Annotated in this window: 29 protein-coding genes; 1 reads left to right on the top strand and 28 read right to left on the bottom strand. The window is 51.1% G+C overall.

Annotated features, from left to right (window positions below; translation table 11 throughout):
- Positions 1-242 precede the first annotated feature (242 nt).
- Positions 243-407 carry a hypothetical protein gene (locus AAFN83_RS19655; RefSeq protein ID WP_347772541.1) on the top strand — a complete coding sequence of 55 codons (165 nt, stop codon included), beginning with the start codon at positions 243-245 and terminating at the stop codon, positions 405-407.
- A 353-nt stretch (positions 408-760) separates the two neighbouring features.
- Here AAFN83_RS19655 and AAFN83_RS19660 read toward each other — a convergent pair whose 3' ends face one another.
- From AAFN83_RS19660 to AAFN83_RS19795, 28 genes are all read right to left on the bottom strand, one after another.
- On the bottom strand, positions 761-1195 hold the full coding sequence (locus AAFN83_RS19660; protein ID WP_347772543.1) for a sigma factor-like helix-turn-helix DNA-binding protein: 435 nt from the start codon (positions 1193-1195) through the stop codon (positions 761-763).
- A gap of 16 nt (positions 1196-1211) precedes the next feature.
- On the bottom strand, positions 1212-2294 hold the full coding sequence (locus AAFN83_RS19665) for a hypothetical protein (RefSeq protein WP_347772545.1): 1083 nt from the start codon (positions 2292-2294) through the stop codon (positions 1212-1214).
- Positions 2295-2626: 332 nt separating this feature from the next.
- On the bottom strand, positions 2627-3007 hold the full coding sequence (locus AAFN83_RS19670; protein ID WP_347772547.1) for a DUF1064 domain-containing protein: 381 nt from the start codon (positions 3005-3007) through the stop codon (positions 2627-2629).
- Complete coding sequence (locus tag AAFN83_RS19675) at positions 3004-3129, bottom strand: hypothetical protein (RefSeq protein ID WP_347772549.1); 126 nt, start codon at positions 3127-3129, stop codon at positions 3004-3006. The genes AAFN83_RS19670 and AAFN83_RS19675 overlap by 4 nt, the downstream gene beginning before the upstream one ends.
- A gap of 2 nt (positions 3130-3131) precedes the next feature.
- Positions 3132-3344, bottom strand: a complete 213-nt coding sequence (locus AAFN83_RS19680; protein WP_347772551.1) for a hypothetical protein — start codon at positions 3342-3344, stop codon at positions 3132-3134.
- A complete protein-coding gene (locus tag AAFN83_RS19685; protein WP_347772553.1) occupies positions 3341-4234 on the bottom strand; it encodes a hypothetical protein in 894 nt (297 codons plus the stop codon). The genes AAFN83_RS19680 and AAFN83_RS19685 overlap by 4 nt, the downstream gene beginning before the upstream one ends.
- Before the next feature lie 191 nt (positions 4235-4425).
- Positions 4426-4821, bottom strand: coding sequence for a hypothetical protein (locus AAFN83_RS19690; RefSeq protein ID WP_347772555.1), 396 nt, complete (start codon positions 4819-4821; stop codon positions 4426-4428).
- A complete protein-coding gene (locus AAFN83_RS19695) occupies positions 4811-5065 on the bottom strand; it encodes a hypothetical protein (protein WP_347772557.1) in 255 nt (84 codons plus the stop codon). Before AAFN83_RS19695 ends, AAFN83_RS19690 begins: the two co-directional genes overlap by 11 nt.
- Positions 5055-5390: a hypothetical protein gene (locus tag AAFN83_RS19700; RefSeq protein ID WP_347772559.1), complete on the bottom strand. Its 336-nt coding sequence runs from the start codon at positions 5388-5390 to the stop codon at positions 5055-5057. The genes AAFN83_RS19695 and AAFN83_RS19700 overlap by 11 nt, the downstream gene beginning before the upstream one ends.
- 134 nt (positions 5391-5524) lie before the next feature.
- Positions 5525-5887 carry a hypothetical protein gene (locus AAFN83_RS19705; protein WP_347772561.1) on the bottom strand — a complete coding sequence of 121 codons (363 nt, stop codon included), beginning with the start codon at positions 5885-5887 and terminating at the stop codon, positions 5525-5527.
- Complete coding sequence (locus tag AAFN83_RS19710; protein WP_347772563.1) at positions 5880-6890, bottom strand: DUF5131 family protein; 1011 nt, start codon at positions 6888-6890, stop codon at positions 5880-5882. The genes AAFN83_RS19705 and AAFN83_RS19710 overlap by 8 nt, the downstream gene beginning before the upstream one ends.
- Positions 6891-6945: 55 nt before the next feature.
- The gene (locus tag AAFN83_RS19715) at positions 6946-7752 is read right to left on the bottom strand and encodes a DNA adenine methylase (protein ID WP_347772565.1); all 807 of its coding nucleotides are present in this window, start codon (positions 7750-7752) and stop codon (positions 6946-6948) included.
- 9 nt (positions 7753-7761) lie between these two features.
- The gene (locus AAFN83_RS19720) at positions 7762-7959 is read right to left on the bottom strand and encodes a hypothetical protein (protein WP_347772567.1); all 198 of its coding nucleotides are present in this window, start codon (positions 7957-7959) and stop codon (positions 7762-7764) included.
- Positions 7960-8366: 407 nt separating this feature from the next.
- Entirely contained in the window at positions 8367-8660 is a 294-nt protein-coding gene (locus tag AAFN83_RS19725) for a hypothetical protein (protein ID WP_347772569.1), read from the bottom strand.
- A gap of 83 nt (positions 8661-8743) precedes the next feature.
- Positions 8744-8908, bottom strand: coding sequence for a hypothetical protein (locus AAFN83_RS19730; RefSeq protein ID WP_347772571.1), 165 nt, complete (start codon positions 8906-8908; stop codon positions 8744-8746).
- Positions 8905-9306 (bottom strand): hypothetical protein, encoded by a 402-nt coding sequence (locus AAFN83_RS19735; protein ID WP_347772573.1) that lies wholly within the window; start codon positions 9304-9306, stop codon positions 8905-8907. Before AAFN83_RS19735 ends, AAFN83_RS19730 begins: the two co-directional genes overlap by 4 nt.
- Entirely contained in the window at positions 9296-9751 is a 456-nt protein-coding gene (locus AAFN83_RS19740; RefSeq protein ID WP_347772575.1) for an ASCH domain-containing protein, read from the bottom strand. Before AAFN83_RS19740 ends, AAFN83_RS19735 begins: the two co-directional genes overlap by 11 nt.
- Positions 9748-10095, bottom strand: a complete 348-nt coding sequence (locus tag AAFN83_RS19745) for a hypothetical protein (protein ID WP_347772577.1) — start codon at positions 10093-10095, stop codon at positions 9748-9750. Before AAFN83_RS19745 ends, AAFN83_RS19740 begins: the two co-directional genes overlap by 4 nt.
- A 166-nt stretch (positions 10096-10261) precedes the next feature.
- A complete protein-coding gene (locus AAFN83_RS19750) occupies positions 10262-10471 on the bottom strand; it encodes a hypothetical protein (protein ID WP_347772579.1) in 210 nt (69 codons plus the stop codon).
- A gap of 441 nt (positions 10472-10912) precedes the next feature.
- Positions 10913-11323, bottom strand: coding sequence for a single-stranded DNA-binding protein (gene ssb, locus AAFN83_RS19755; protein WP_347772581.1), 411 nt, complete (start codon positions 11321-11323; stop codon positions 10913-10915).
- A complete protein-coding gene (locus AAFN83_RS19760; protein ID WP_347772583.1) occupies positions 11316-11900 on the bottom strand; it encodes an ERF family protein in 585 nt (194 codons plus the stop codon). Before AAFN83_RS19760 ends, ssb begins: the two co-directional genes overlap by 8 nt.
- Positions 11890-12135 (bottom strand): hypothetical protein, encoded by a 246-nt coding sequence (locus AAFN83_RS19765; protein ID WP_347772585.1) that lies wholly within the window; start codon positions 12133-12135, stop codon positions 11890-11892. The genes AAFN83_RS19760 and AAFN83_RS19765 overlap by 11 nt, the downstream gene beginning before the upstream one ends.
- 40 nt (positions 12136-12175) lie before the next feature.
- On the bottom strand, positions 12176-12343 hold the full coding sequence (locus AAFN83_RS19770; protein ID WP_347772587.1) for a hypothetical protein: 168 nt from the start codon (positions 12341-12343) through the stop codon (positions 12176-12178).
- Positions 12344-12403: 60 nt separating this feature from the next.
- On the bottom strand, positions 12404-12655 hold the full coding sequence (locus tag AAFN83_RS19775) for a hypothetical protein (RefSeq protein WP_347772588.1): 252 nt from the start codon (positions 12653-12655) through the stop codon (positions 12404-12406).
- Positions 12648-12920: a hypothetical protein gene (locus AAFN83_RS19780; protein WP_347772590.1), complete on the bottom strand. Its 273-nt coding sequence runs from the start codon at positions 12918-12920 to the stop codon at positions 12648-12650. The genes AAFN83_RS19775 and AAFN83_RS19780 overlap by 8 nt, the downstream gene beginning before the upstream one ends.
- Positions 12921-13110: 190 nt before the next feature.
- Positions 13111-13338: a hypothetical protein gene (locus AAFN83_RS19785; protein WP_347772592.1), complete on the bottom strand. Its 228-nt coding sequence runs from the start codon at positions 13336-13338 to the stop codon at positions 13111-13113.
- A gap of 39 nt (positions 13339-13377) precedes the next feature.
- Positions 13378-13827, bottom strand: a complete 450-nt coding sequence (locus tag AAFN83_RS19790; RefSeq protein WP_347772594.1) for an ORF6C domain-containing protein — start codon at positions 13825-13827, stop codon at positions 13378-13380.
- The gene (locus AAFN83_RS19795) at positions 13820-14725 is read right to left on the bottom strand and encodes a DUF3102 domain-containing protein (RefSeq protein WP_347772596.1); all 906 of its coding nucleotides are present in this window, start codon (positions 14723-14725) and stop codon (positions 13820-13822) included. Before AAFN83_RS19795 ends, AAFN83_RS19790 begins: the two co-directional genes overlap by 8 nt.
- Positions 14726-14731: the final 6 nt, after the last annotated feature.

Raw genomic sequence — 14731 nt, forward strand, 5'->3', positions numbered from 1 at the left:
TTGCGGTGAAAAATTGGTCGGGGGAAGATATGGATTTTACTGCAGTGAAACGTGTCGGACACTCTCGAACAGGAACGGTAATCTTCCAAAGCGCGTACAGTCTTACGGGATTTTAAATAGGACTTGCCTTGAATGTTCACAGAGATTTCACGGTGGTCCACGAGCTTACTACTGTCCAGTTTGCCGCGAGGGACGCAAAAGGCAGGCAAAGGCTAGATACCTCGATCGCAAGAGGTCCGGCGATGTCAGACCAATCGGAAGCAAAGACAAATGCGAACGCTGCGGCTCTGAATATTCGGTTGAAGGTGGCTTACAACGCTTTTGTCCAGATTGCCAGCCGATCCATGCAGCAGAACACGATCGCGAAACTGCTCTTCCCTTTTACCACGCTAATAAGGGGCGACTAAATTACTCGCGCAATATTAAGAGGCGGAAAACGGAACCTTATTGTCTGATATGCGGAAAATGGTTTGAACCAATAAACGGAAGTACGACATGCTCCCCAGCATGCAAAGCAGAGATTGGCCGCCGCCGTAATCGTGAGTGGTATGCCCGGGAGCGAGCGAAAGAACGAGGTGACACTGTTTCCCAAGCTGACCTTGCTCGTATGCTCGGCGTCTCTCGTGCAGCCATTGGTGACCGCGTACGAAGGGGAACGCTGCCTCCATTTGACGAGGGTAAGGTGTGGAAACAGGAAACGATAAAACCTTTCATGATTGCAAAAAACCCGTCCTCCAGCTAAGGAGAGCGGGTTTCCCTTTTATCCCGATATCCGAATCATTTCATCCAGGTTGATAATCTCCGGCGCATCCACGAATCGAAGGCTCATAGTAAGTTTTTTCAGCGCCTGTTTGTGCGCCCGCTGTACCGTCCTTTCGCCGATCAGCAACCGTTCTGCAATTTTATCGAGGTTCAGACTATTCCGCTCCAGGTACTTGTATCGGATAACATCTCGTTCATCATCATCCAAAACGTCTTCCACAGCCCCGTCAATGGTCTGGACGATGCGCTTGTAGGCTCGATAATCCTGCTCCGTCTGGATGGTGGTTCCTCGATACAGTCTAGGGACTCTCGGACCATACTCGCTACCAACAAAGCATGTTTCTCCCTCGTAAGGCTCAATCCCGTTCATAACCGCGTATCGGTATGACCGGTAGTTTTTCAGCAACTCTATCACTTTCTCCCGGTCGTTCATGGGTTATCCTCCTTCCTTAAGCCACCTTAGCCTTCCCGAACACCGCTACTTCTAGGGCCGCTAATCTTTCTTCCACACTTGTTCCCACATCCGCCTGTACAGCCTCGTGTTGATCCACTCCGTCGACTGGGGCACCGTCAACCTGCGATGCTGGAAACTGCGGCACCTCTACGCTAGCCTGAATATCCTCTTTCCCCGTTCCGTTAGCCACGTCCACCGGCTCTTGCGGGGTTGTGGTGGCTCCGTGCGCTTGCCGAAACTGCGGCACCTCGGATTCGTCGATGACCGTGTACGATTTCAATGCCGTCCACCCAAACGCCACTTCTTCGCCAGTTAGTGCCAGCTTCGCGGTGTAGTTCTTGGGGTTAAACTCATTGTCCGGCTTAAGGTCGTAAACCGTGAACCGTTCGCGCTTCAGACGTTCAATCCGATCAGCCTGTTCAGCCGTTTGCTCTGCCGGCTTGTAGGTAGCCCCGGAAATCAGCTTGCGGCGAAGGTCTTCGTTCTCGCGTCGCAGCTTGTCGATTTCTTCTTGCCCTGCCTCCATGATGGCAACGGCAGCATCACGTTTTGCCTCGGCATCCTTGCGGAGGTTGGCTTCGTCGTAGTATTTATCGCGGTACTCTTTCAACTCATCGACAGATGCCTCACTGCCATTCAACTCTAATTTCAATTTAGCAATCTTGGAGTCGTATTCCGAGCACACCAATTCCATCAACCGAATCTTTTCTTCACTGTTCATCCGAATCTCGTCAATGATGGATTTGAATTCCTCGGCTTGAGCTGCCAGCCGCTGCTCCAGTTCGAATTTTACGATTTCGTAGGAATCCTTGTCCCCGATGATGGCCGAAAGCTGGATACCACCGATCATGATATCTGCGATCCCGGCGATGCTGGCTTGCGTGGTAGCGGTGATGCGTTCTTCCTGGGCCTGTTGCTTCTCCGACTCCTGCAGTTCGGAGATCTGGTTACTCAGAAGGTTAATGCTGTCCTGCAACTCCCGAATCCGGTTAGGATCGATTGCCCCGTTAAACTGCTCCCGTTCCAATTCTGCTTCCAGTTGCTCTTTCCGTGCTTGCTTTTCTGCGATCTCGCTCATTCCTCTTGCCTCCCCAATATATTGTGTTCCGAAACCTAATTCTTGCCTATATTATACCATATTTTGAGATATAACGCCAATACATTAACGTGGTGTCTGGTTTAATACACATTACTCACAATTGCTTGATAATACTGTGGATATCTCATCCGACATGCTTGATCGGCTTCTGAAACCACAACTCTATCGGCAGAGATACGAACACATCGCCAGAAGCTCTAGGATCGATTCTAACAGGCTCTTTGTTTCGGACGACTATTTCATCGTCAAGCAATAGAATGAGTCCCACACGCCCGTTTATAGGGTTAACAGCCATGCCGAAGGGGATGAATCTACTTTCCATTTGCACCAACCTCCCGAAAGTTTATTTCTGGATACCGTGATCTGAGCAACTTAACCTTAAGCCTGTAGGATGGAGTCCTTACTCCTTTAACGTCGATCACCTCTTGCCGGCCATCGCGATATGTCACCCGGAAGTCTGCCCTGTACGTGATACCTCTTTCCCCAGGTGATGATTCTAGCAGCACGAATGCCGGCTGCAGCTCGATAGCGGTTACTTCCCCGGCACGTTCCAGCAGTTTGAGGCCGCAGTAGTATTCAGCCTCGGCCTTGCTGTCAAACCAGATCCCGTGAGCTTGCGTCCTGATCGCCTTGTACTTGTTCCTAGGCGTCTTCCCTAATGCGTGGTACTCGGCCAGCGTCATCCTAGTCATCCCCGCACCTCCCGTACTCGAAGCCCCGTGAACAGCCGGCTTAGCTCCCCCAACTTGTTCTCGGCCTGCTCCTTACTCTCGTAGCTCCTCAGCATCTTGCGCTTGTAATAGATCCCGTACATGGCTACCTCCCGTTCTTGCGGCGGTCGTTTCTATCCCACTTGCTCGGCGCTGTCGTTACTAGGCTGATAGGCTTCTTGCGGTAAGGCGGCTTGTACCCGTTAATCCTCGCCTGCTCCTCTGGCGTCAGATCCTCGATGCGACGGCTGATCACCGGTCCGGCTGGCTCCATGCGGTAGTATGCCTCTCGTGGTACCACTGTGCGTTGTGCAATCACGCTCTCTCTCCTTCGTCAAGTTCGTTTGCCCAGGCGAGCAGTTCAGCAAATTTCTCTTCTGACACCATCCCGGGTTGTGCAGGAGACTTAATTGTCTCGAGCGGTTTACGTGATGGTTTCGACCCTTTGTATTGCCGCGGAGTACCATTCTTTTGACTGGTGTCATGGACCAATACCGGGGTTTCGTACTGCTTGTAGTATTCGTCTCGAAGGAAATTGTTCGGAAGCTTGATGTACTGATGCTCCGTCTGGTTAGCAATGCAGTAGCTGGCGTAGTTCATTGCGCATCCGATCAGTATTTCGGCCGATACTTTCTTCAATGCTTTCTTGAAGTTGTTGAAAGCTGCTGGTTGGTCTACTCGTTTCGGATAAGCTTCCCAAAACTTGAGGAATTCAGGAGTATATGTTTTATCTTTATTACTCCTTGGTTTTAATGGTTTACTTGGTTCTTTAGTGGTTGGCTGCTGGTTGGCTGCTGGTTGGCTGCTGGTTGAGTCGCGGTTGATCTGCTGGTTGGCACCATCGAAAAAGTCTTGCTGTATAAGGGTTTCCTGCTGGTTGTTCTGCTGGTTGAATTTTTCGTAATTTGTGATTTTGTAGATCGAAAATCTACGAAACTTGAAAACTAGCGAAATCATGTCCTCTTTTACAAGCAATTTCATGAGCGTGCGAAGCCTCTGTTCGCTGATTCCCAACCGATCGCTCCAGCTGATGCGGCCGAAGATAAACTCGCCATAATTGATGGTGAAAAGCTCATCGCCAAGCTTGTCTGTCTTCGGCTCTTGCGAGTACCTAGCGCGGCATAACATCTCGAACCACACCTTGAAATACTCGGCATCCTTGTATATCCAGTGATCGATGATCCCGCGGTCTATTCCGATGTATGCCACGATTAGCACCGCCTTTATCCGTTGAAGGGAGATCGGATCCCCCTAATCATCTAGTAGAGAGGAAGATAGAACCTTACGAGCGCGTTCGCCTTCATCAACAAGCACTTCGCTGAAGGGCATTCCATCTTCATCGCCATCGACTGCATACCATTTATAAGTATTTTCATCCGCATACCATTGCAGGGCTTCTCTCATAGAGGCGTTGGCCCGGTTAGCTCGTCGCGTTGATTTCGTGCTAAGTCGCCGTAGGCTTCCATGTTGGCTATTGCAGCCTGTGCTTTCAACTTTTCTATTTGCTCGGCCTCATACTTAATCTGGTACTCATCCCGTTCCCTTTCGACCTCTTCCAGCCTGCCGTAGTACTCACCAGCTCGTGCTTGGTTCTCAAGGGTGAACTCGGTGAGTCTCCGTTTTTCCGACTTGGCCTCGGCCAGTTGAGAGCGAAGGGATTCTACCTCCGCAAAAAGATCGTCAAATGAAGCTACGATTTCTTTGAACGAGAAAACCCCATACGTGCCAATCCCTCGTAATAACCGCACCGCTTGTTTGGTGTCTGCGACAATATCTTTCTCAGGGTTATTGCTCATGAACTCTCGCCTCCCTCAAACGCTCGATAACACACTCTGCAGTAGTCTGTGGATCGTCTTCCGGTTGCATTGTCTCCCAGATGGATAATGCCTCGGAAATGGCCGCCTCAGCCGCTATAGCCCTCCTAAGTGCGTGTGGGGTTACTACATCGTGTACCATGTCTACAGGATCGTCAGGGTCGCGTGGGATGAGGGCAAGATTTCTGAGGTCTTCTTGGAGGTCTCGCGGCTTCTCATTGCTCATCCTCAACACCTCCAATGACTTTAAGCGCATTCCGGGCCGATCTGCGTGCACTACTGTCAGGGCAGAATGTTGCAATCCAACTTAACGACCCGAGGGCAACTTCAAGTTTCTTGTCCTGCGCTGCATTCTGGTCTAGGAGGTATTGGAGCCATTCAGGGGTATGGACAAGCAAATCCATGTCATGGAGACCAATGTCAGCACAAATCATCGTGTCATCCTGGGAGTGTATAATTGATCGTTTTCCATATCGCCCGTTTTGTCCGAACCACGGCCCCGGTGTAGCCGCTGATATGGCTTCCCTTATCTCTTGTTCAGTGGTTTTCATTGGACTTCGCCGCCTCCTTCTGCTTCTCCAGTACCTCTTTCACACGCTCCCACAGGCTTTTTTGAGGTGCCGTCTCGCTGGTTCGGAAAAATCGAAATCCCGGCTTGAGTCCATTGAAGAAAGGTTTGTCGGGGTTATTGCTCATTAGGAGATTCCACCACCTTTCTGAGGCTTGATGGCTTGTAGTTGCCTTCCCAATAAACCCAACCTGTTCTGGCTCCTCCAAACCCCACCCTTAGTGACACACCGCTTGCCGATCTGCTTATCACGTTTCCAATTCCATAATGACTATTTTTGATGTGCTCCACCTTATCCCCCGGTTGGATATCCGTGATAGGTTCGGTATCGGGGTCAAGGGTGCCGTCTATGGCTTTCCGCTTTACCGCTTGTGCGACAAATTTGATGCCCGAATCGAACCCCTCTGCTGGTTCTTCAATATCGTCCAGGTATCCATTCACCAATGCGATCAGTTTAGACTTGCTTATGAGGTCATTCACTAGACTCTACCTCCTCGCTATTGGGATACTCGTCCCACGTCCGCCCGTCGATCACCCTGCCCGCTGCACGCTTGCCGACTCGATGAAGGGTCTCTTTCCCCGCTTTTACACATTCCGTCGACTTACTCGGAAGGGCGGCCAACGATAGGGATGGAGCCCACTCTCCCCATTGCTTGAACAAGAACGGGACCCCGGCATCCTGGCATTGATCCCGCAGACTCCGCACCCAATCAGGATGCATGGGCCGCGCCTTGCTTCCACTCTCTCCGCCTACGACAACCCAATCTATAAGCGGTTCCATCGTCGATTGCCAAGTATTAACGATTTCATAATTAATCGCGCCGGCACTTATCAGGTCTACTGAGCCCAACAACGGCTCGCAACTCAGCCAGCGGATCGCCGCAGGCGTTTGGAGCAGCAGCGGAATACGCTCGTCGGCTGCTTGCTGGTTCTCCACCGTGACGCCCAGCCAGACGTTAGGGAGCGGCCACTCCGGCCACTTCGGAAGAACACTTCCAGGGGGTGCGATATTCGCCGCGTCTTCAGGGCTCATCCATCCCCATTGCTCCATCAACGGCGATAGGTCAGCGAGTTTATCAATAGCGTAAGGCGAACTAGGCTTGCTAAGGTAATCCCGCATCCGTTGCGGCCGCTTGGTGAGCACCTGGAAGGTGTGCTGCGGGCAGAGCGCCATCACCGCGAATACCTCGTCGATAAAGTCGTCAGGCACGTCCTGGTGGAAGAGGTCGCTCAGACTGTTAACGAATATCTTCCTGGGACGCTTCCAGCGCAAAGGCTGATCCAGTCGATCAGGGAAGATTTGAATCTCGCTGAACGGCTTGGCGTATTGCTCCGGCAGCTTTGCCCCATTGATCTTTCCCTTGTGCCGGTTGCCGTGAAGCTCGAAGGCGTAGCAGTTGCGGCAGCCTTCGCTTACCTTCGTGCAGCCCACTACCGGGTTCCAGGTAGCGTCCGTCCATTCGATCTTGCTTTTATCACCCATTGCTTCGTGCCCTCCTAGACAGGGGGAGTGTTTACCCCCTGGAGATTGGATTGGGTTATATATCCATTACCTGCTGACCATTATCGAAATTCATGAGCAGTAATTCCGTTGCGATGTTGTTGTTCCCGTTCACGACTTGCCTGGTCGCCTGGAAGGTTTCCTTGTTCCAAGTCGGGTACAGCTCGAGTAATAGTGGATCGTCATAGTAGGACAGAATCGCTTTCCCTTTGATGCTGTTCAGGATTTCGGCCAGGTCCCGATGGTCTTTCTCTGTAAATCCTCCGGCGTAGCATTTCTCCCGTCCGATGTATGGAGGATCGACGTAAAACAGAGTGCTCGGCGCATCGTAAACCCGGAATATGTCCCGGAAGTCCCGGTTGTCGATCATGACTCCCTTCATGCGTTCCGCGAATTGCGGGATGATCTCGCAGGCCGAGCGGTACGTCCGCGCCGTGTTGTGTTCTCGGCTATGCCGCCATCCGGTATTGGTGGAGAATGCGGAATCCGAATTACCTTTGGCTATCCCCGAGCGATTGATATAGAAGAACCTCACGGCACGCTCAAAATCGTCTTCTGGCGCATCTGATTGCTTCCAGCGCTCATACATCTCCCGGCTATACGGAAGGCTGTCACATGCTTCCTGAAAGCGCAGAGGATAGTCGCGGGCGGTCATAAGGAAGTTCACCACCTCGCCGTCAATGTCGTTGTAAACCTCGTTCTGGATCGGAGGCTTTTGGGCAATCACATGGGCCGCTCCGCCGAACGGTTCAACGTAACAGGAGTGGGCAGGCATACGGTTGATGATGTGCTCAGCCACTTTCGACTTTCCTCCGAACCAGATGAGTGGGCTTCTCGTCTTCATCCGCGCCTCCTATGTCAAAAAGTGATGCCCTGGAGTCACTGCGGCAGCCTCTTCCCGGGTTGGAAATGATAACGTCGTCTCGCTAGTGCGTCCATAAGAGTTGTACAGGACCTTTACTTGCCACCAGGTCAATCCCTCACCGGCGTATTTGTCGATGTACTCCGGTTCTGCAAGAACTTGAGTTACATAAGCGTCAACCAAGTTCATGTGTGCCTGTCTCCTCTCTGCCCCCTATGGGCTAGAACAATGTCAACTGCTCCGGTTTTATCGCTACGGCCTCTGCATCAAACACACTTGCCAACCACCGCCCACAGTATGGACCGGATACGTAGACAGAATTACCTCTGAAGAACACCAGCTTACGCCCATTGGGGTCGATTACGCGTCGCTCCAAACGCACAGGTTGCCCTCTGACCGTATGTGTCCAATCTCCGTCTTCCGTGTTGCAAATTTCGCTGCTGAGGTCTACGCATTGTTGCAAATCTGTTATCTGTTGCACAGACTCACCTCGTCCCTACTTGGTGTATTGCTCCTTTCTACTGGCCCCAAATGGGCTTATACGGCCTCCGTCCCTTCGGGACTGGGATTATGCTGTCGGACGATGGCCTTCGGCCTTATGCGTAACCTTTTGTCGTTCCATGGTGCTCCCATGTTGGAGGATCGTAGTTTCCGTATTGATAAATGCGGCCCGATAACCCCAATTCTGACCAAACGTAGAACGGATGAGTGTAACCCATTTTTTCTAACTGAGTTCCGATTTCTGATAATGACAAGAATGGGAAATCATCCTCATTCCACTCAAGCTTGTTGATGTCAACAAGTACTTCTTTTAGATCGTCCTTTGCGGAAGGGTGTGCTATGATCCGCACGGACGGCCAGTAAACAAACGTTCCACTTAAGTCGGACATATCTTTTCTCCTTTGCACCGTCAGGTGCCATCGTATCGACCGAATCAGCTCAGCGGAGCGGAGGCCGTATCAGGGCAATGGCTTTACCACTCATTTATCACACTGATAACTGAATGAAGTTCGGTAACTTCGTAATCATGTTCATCGTGGATATCCAACACTTCTTCGACATTTCCATCATTGTCGAGAATGCAAGTTGCCGTTTCTGTTACAATGCGAGTAATTTTGGCCTTTACCTTACTTTTCATGACCGTTCATCCCCCTTTAGCACCATATAGGCTGCCTCTGCCCGCTGTCGGGGCGTGGCGGTTAACATCATAGCTACCGCATTTGCATTAAAGAAGTAACCGTCGAGGCCGCTTGTATCCCAATCTAGGAAGTATTTTGGAGCTTTTGTTTTAATCGATAGGTTGAGGACGTATCCAAGAAGGTCCTTGGCGATTGCCGCCTTTTGTACCTCACGAGCGGCTGTTTCGTCGTTGCAGTAGTCGGGTATTTCGGTCCAAAGAAGAGATTCTACTCCGCTTTTTGCAATAACCAGGCTGAATGGATCGAATAAGTAGAATTGACCTTTCCGTTCTATAACCTCGTACCCCAGCAACACCGACAGTTCCCGGTTAAGCTCTGCGTCTGTCTTAACTTTCATGGGTTGCCTCCCAATTCCAGAGCCCTTGTTGACCTTTGGCTGGGATTGGATCCATCAGTGGCTTAATGTCTATAAGCTCCCATGCGTATCGGCCATCAGAGTACCAGCCGAACGCGAATTCCGGACTACCTTCTCCGATCCATGCATAGGGTGCTTTTTCGATTAAGAGAACCGCATCTCCCGTGTGGTCAATATGGATTTCAAGGCAGTCCGCAATTCTGCTCGTTGCCACCACAACTCCGGTAGGAAGGGTGTCCGCCGTTAAACCGTGCTTGTCCAGTGCTGATTTGATATCTACTTGCTCGCATGCTTCTCGGTCGACCTTTTTCCCGGCATGGATCGCGATAGGCCCCCGGTGCTTGGTCGGCCAACTGCGCGTTTCGAAGCGTTTTTCACCGAGCGCGATCAGAGTCGCCCATGGCTGATGTATGGTGATTGCTTTCATGCGTTATCCTCTCCTTTAGGAAATACACCCATCAACTCACCGGGGTATAGGATATTGACGTCTAACTCTCCGGCCTCAAAAACGTCCGTGCGGTCGTAGAGGGGGATGTAGCGATATGCTTTAGTGTCCGACCCCATGCTTGCTCCCGAAGCGTACCGAAATGCGCACGGATCTTCGTTACCGCTCGACAAGATCGGCATGCCCAACTGCTTGCACCGTGATTTAGTCATCAGCACGGCGTAATCGTAAGGCATTGCCGTCCAACGTTTGCTTGCCGGGATGTAGTAGGGTAAGCCGGTTGCAAGAACCTCTTCCTTCGTGTACCAGCCTTTTTCATTCGGCATCCGTTTCATCCTCCGTTTCTTCCGGCGCAATATAGTCCGGATCTCTTGGATCTATCCAGCGCTGTTTTTTGACTTGCTCGCGTTTCTAGCGCAGGCGATTCTCTTCTTCTTGCCATTCGGCTCCGTGATTTTCGTAACGGTTCATAATTGCTCTCCTTTAGGCCCCTTATTCGGCTGCCGCTTCGCTGGGTGATTCGGTCGATTCGATGATTTCAGCCTCGTCATTGTTGATGTAGTACAACCCCGTGTGCCCGTATCTGATGTAAAATCCGTCTTCATCACGTTGAACTACTTCGAACTCTTCATCAATCAGCTGGTCGATATCATACTCATTCCGACTACGCCTAGGTTTGCTTTGTATGATCCTTATCTTCATTCGGTTTACCTCCCTAGGCTCTATGGCCGATATATTGGTCTATTTCCAAAAGCGCTTGCCGTTACCATCACGGTAATAGGCTTCCAACTTTTTGGCGTATCGCTTCTTCCAGCGCATTCCCTCTGCGGTGTTGTCTGCCCAGTGGTGGCATGTTCCTACCATTCCGTGGGTGCCGCAGAGGTTAGCGATATTGCGAGGGTGACGGCCTGTCCCACCTTGGGAGGCATTTTCCATGTGCGCTTTGGTGAGGTTATGGATGTATCCGCACTTCTCACAGCACCGCACAGGGCTTCCCATAAACTCCATAGAACGGCGATCTACCTCTTTCCTGACCTTATGGGTTACCTTCGTTTCATCGCCTCTCTTGGGCTTCCAGCGCCCGTATGAAGGCTTAGGTACGGCGCGTACAGGTTCATTAGCGAAATTCACCGTCACCACTCCTTAGAAGGGAAGATCATCATCGCTGATGTCGATCGGCTTACCGTCTCCGGCGAATGGATCCCGGCTATTCGATTGCTGGCCGCTGTCACGGTTAGCTGACTCCAGGAACTTCACGTTATCCGCTACAACCTCGGTAACGTACACCTTGCGTCCTTCGTTGTTGTCGTAACTTCGCACTTGAATGCGGCCCTCTACGGCGCACAGACGGCCTTTATTGAGGTAGTTGGCGCATGCTTCTGCCGCTTGCCTCCATACGACAATCGGGATGAAGTCGGCTTCTCGCTCCTTCTTGTCGTTCGTAAACGGACGATCAACAGCGAGCGTGAACGTGGTAACCGCGACCCCAGCTGGCGTATAGCGCAGCTCGGGATCTCGGGTAAGGCGGCCGATCAGGATTGAGCGATTAAGCACTAGCGGTTCCTCCCTTTTTCTCCATCAGCTTTTTGGCGAGCATGTTTTCCATATCCGTGAAGGTTTGCCCCTTCGTCTGCATGTCCTTCACCCACTCTTCGAATCCGTCCATATCGCCTTTGCCTGCTTGGTACTTCGCACGCAACGATGCAGGAGGCGTAATCGGAGCTGCTTTTCCGGGATGAGAAGCATCGTTCCCATCGTCATCCTCGCCAGTATTGAGGGACAGGAGCGCTGACAAACTATATCGCCGGGCATAGGTAGCGCAGCTTCCAATCCCTTGAGGGTCGTTCTTAACCGGGCGCATGACGATCGGTTCCGACTCGATCCACTCACCGGACTCGTGCAGGAGCATGGAACGGAGCGAGAACTTGTCCCCGTCACCGGATGGAAACTGCAGGACGGACAGTCCGTGCTTGGCGAGGATTGGCCGTACCTCGTCGATGATGTTGTCGAGGGAAGCGTATTGGTTCTTGAAGTGCGGATTCTTGGCGTCCTTTTCGATGATCCGTACCTCAGCGTTGAATTTCACGAGGGCAACGGCCAGTTTTGCAATGGATTCCGATTTATTGCACATCCTCTTCTACCTCCTCCCTCTTATCTCTCATTTTCACGATCCGATAGTTTTCCTTGTCCGGTGGCATGCAGGCGAATTCTTCCTTGATGTGTAGAGCTTCACTAGCGGTCTTAAATCCCCATGCCTTCCAAGGATCATCAATGTCATCAAGAATGCCGGAATCTTTCAGACGGTATTGGAGATAGAGTTTGCTCTCGCGGTGCTGTATAAGGAAGCGTGTGCGTTCGTGAGCCATTCCTTTTCACATCCGTTCGTGGTAAAATGGGTATAGCAAATCATTCTTGGTTGGATGATTGTGGGGCCGCTGCTGGTACAGCGGTCTTTTCTTTTGCCAAAAGCTTCCGCATGACTCGCGCATGGTTTTTGAAGCAGGCCCAAAACACTTCTGATTTCCCGTCAAGACGGGCCTGCTTCGCCAAAGATAGGTAGTCAATTTCCTTCATCGCCCATCCTCCAAGACTCGAATTCCTTCACGCACTGGGGGTAATTCGGGTTTTTGAATTTCATGCCGTCTTCGCCCCTTCCCGTTTCGGGATGAATGGATGATATGAGAGGTAAGGTTGATCTTCGCCAACTGCGGCCGGCTCTGCCAAGTTGCGGTTCTCAATCATCCTCCAGGCTTGAGCCAAGGGAAGATCACATTCGGTATGAGACGTTACCTTTTCGCCCCGTTCCAGTTGCTTCGCAATCTCCTTCGCGTAGAACGCCTGGGCTTCAAAGTACTCAACCAACTCGTCAATGCTTGTCTTAGCCATAGCTCACTACCCCCAAAATCGTAATGATTTGCGTGTCTGTCATTCGTTCGTCTTCAAAAATGCGATAGCGGTCATCTTCGGGATCTACTGTGGAGTTGTGTACCAAGCAGCACGAGGTATCACAGTAGAACTCATCCGTGAATTTCGATTCAACGTAGTGCTGTCTGTTCTTATAAATCACTTGCTGACAAGCTGGGCATTTATCGATCTGGCCGCTGTACGTCATTGTTCGAAACTTCCTCAATGCATGGGCTGGATTTGCCATCCTCTATCACCTCCTTCAAGCGTTCTATGAGATCGGCCGCGTCGTGTTTGAAGTAATTCATCGCAATTTGTGAACGTTCGTGTTCGGATTTAGCGCGGTCGAACATCAGTTTACGTAAGATTAAATTGTGTACAGTTAATTCGTGGGATAAACTATCTTTATTAGGCATAGGCTTGTCCTCTATAGAAGCTCATTCCTGAGCTTCCGCTGCCAGCCGATCCAGGATGTCCCACGCGACCTCTGACGCGTTTTGCATGATTCTTTCCATGATTTCTCCTGTTGGATCATCAGGAGCATAGATGTTGATCACGGTATTGCCGATTACATACGTTGCGCTTGGTTCCCGCATTGGGATCACAACCCCTTTCGGGTTATGTCTATGCGGCTTGGTCAGTGGGACGGCCCTTGCATTTTCCATGGTGTCGGCCTCCTTAGGTAGTAAGTTGAACTTACATCCTTAGATGTAATCTTCCGGTCGGAATCCTTGCACGAAGGAAAGTGCTCCCATATGGTCGATACGGCGTATGTGGTTGTACTTCGGAACATGGTACCGGCGTTTCAGGTGCTTCCAGATCATCCAGCGATACTTGCCGACGATCTTCGGGAAATCGGCTTCTTCTTCATGGATACGGTCCTTGGTGAGTTGAATGGATTTCGTCGCAACTGCCGATTGAAGGTCGTAGCATTCGGTATCGGTGAGGGTCGTGCTGTCCCGGACTTCTTGGACCATCTGCCGCATTTCAGCCATGTTCTCCGTGATCTCGCCATACATAGCCGTGATGCCTTCGTACATACTGCGTAGCGCTTTACCTTGTTCGTCTTGGCGTTCCAGTTGCTTCTGCAGGATCGGTTGGATAATCGAGAATACTTGGCGCTCCTGGTTCACTTGCTTCAAAGATTTACTCATTGACTACACCCAGCTTTCTGCCTCTGAGGGCTGATTTGGTTTGGTCGATAATTTGTTGTGCGGACTCGACCAGTTCCGCTAAGCGATCCTTCTCCATTTGATTGGAAAAGGCGATTGCTCCTTGGAGATAACTCGTGACGGCCGCTTGCTCGACGAAGTTCTTGAAGGCCAGTCGAAGCTTTGCTGTGCCGAGGTCTGCTTCGTGCTGGAGCTTCTCGCGTTCCTTGCGAGCTGCCTCTTCATCGAAATCTGATGTGTCGCGATTCTCGTACTCGGAAAGCTTCTGCTTTGCCTCTTGGTAGCCAGCACGGAGGTTTTGGAGTTGGAAGTCCTTCTCCTCCATTTCGCGTTTCAATCGGTCCGGAACGACCTCAACTGTTCTCGTCTCAACCCTCGGCGGCTGGTTCTTCTCCTGCTGCCAGAGCTTTTCATAATGACGAGCAGCGTTCTTCTCGGCGTCGATCTTGGATTGAGCCTCGTCTGCCCGGCGTTCAGCGTCTTTAAGGGCCTTCTTCACTTCGCGAAGCTCCTTGACGGTCATTTCATCCACCGTTTTGGTTTCGCCGGTTGATGGGATCGTGTGGGGTTCGGCGATGAATTCGGAGCGGTCAACGGTTTCGGGAAGCGATATCAGATGCATAATTTTCGCCATTCCCAACTGAGGAATCGATTCCTCAGTTCCGAACTCATCAAAGGCCTTGATAATTCTGTTTGCATAACCGCGAGTGAACCCAAGTTCTTTTTCGCACCATGCGTCATACTGTCCGTATTTCAACCCATCTCTTACATGCTTTAGTCGCTTACCGATCTCAAAAAGTGACTGACCAGCAATTTGTTTGTAGCTGTTGATCTCCGCAGTGATGATGCTTAAGTCGCTTGATAGAGAAAGTTCATTCATCTTTGA

This window comes from Gorillibacterium sp. CAU 1737, from assembly GCF_039888655.1.
GTDB lineage: Bacteria > Bacillota > Bacilli > Paenibacillales > NBRC-103111 > Gorillibacterium.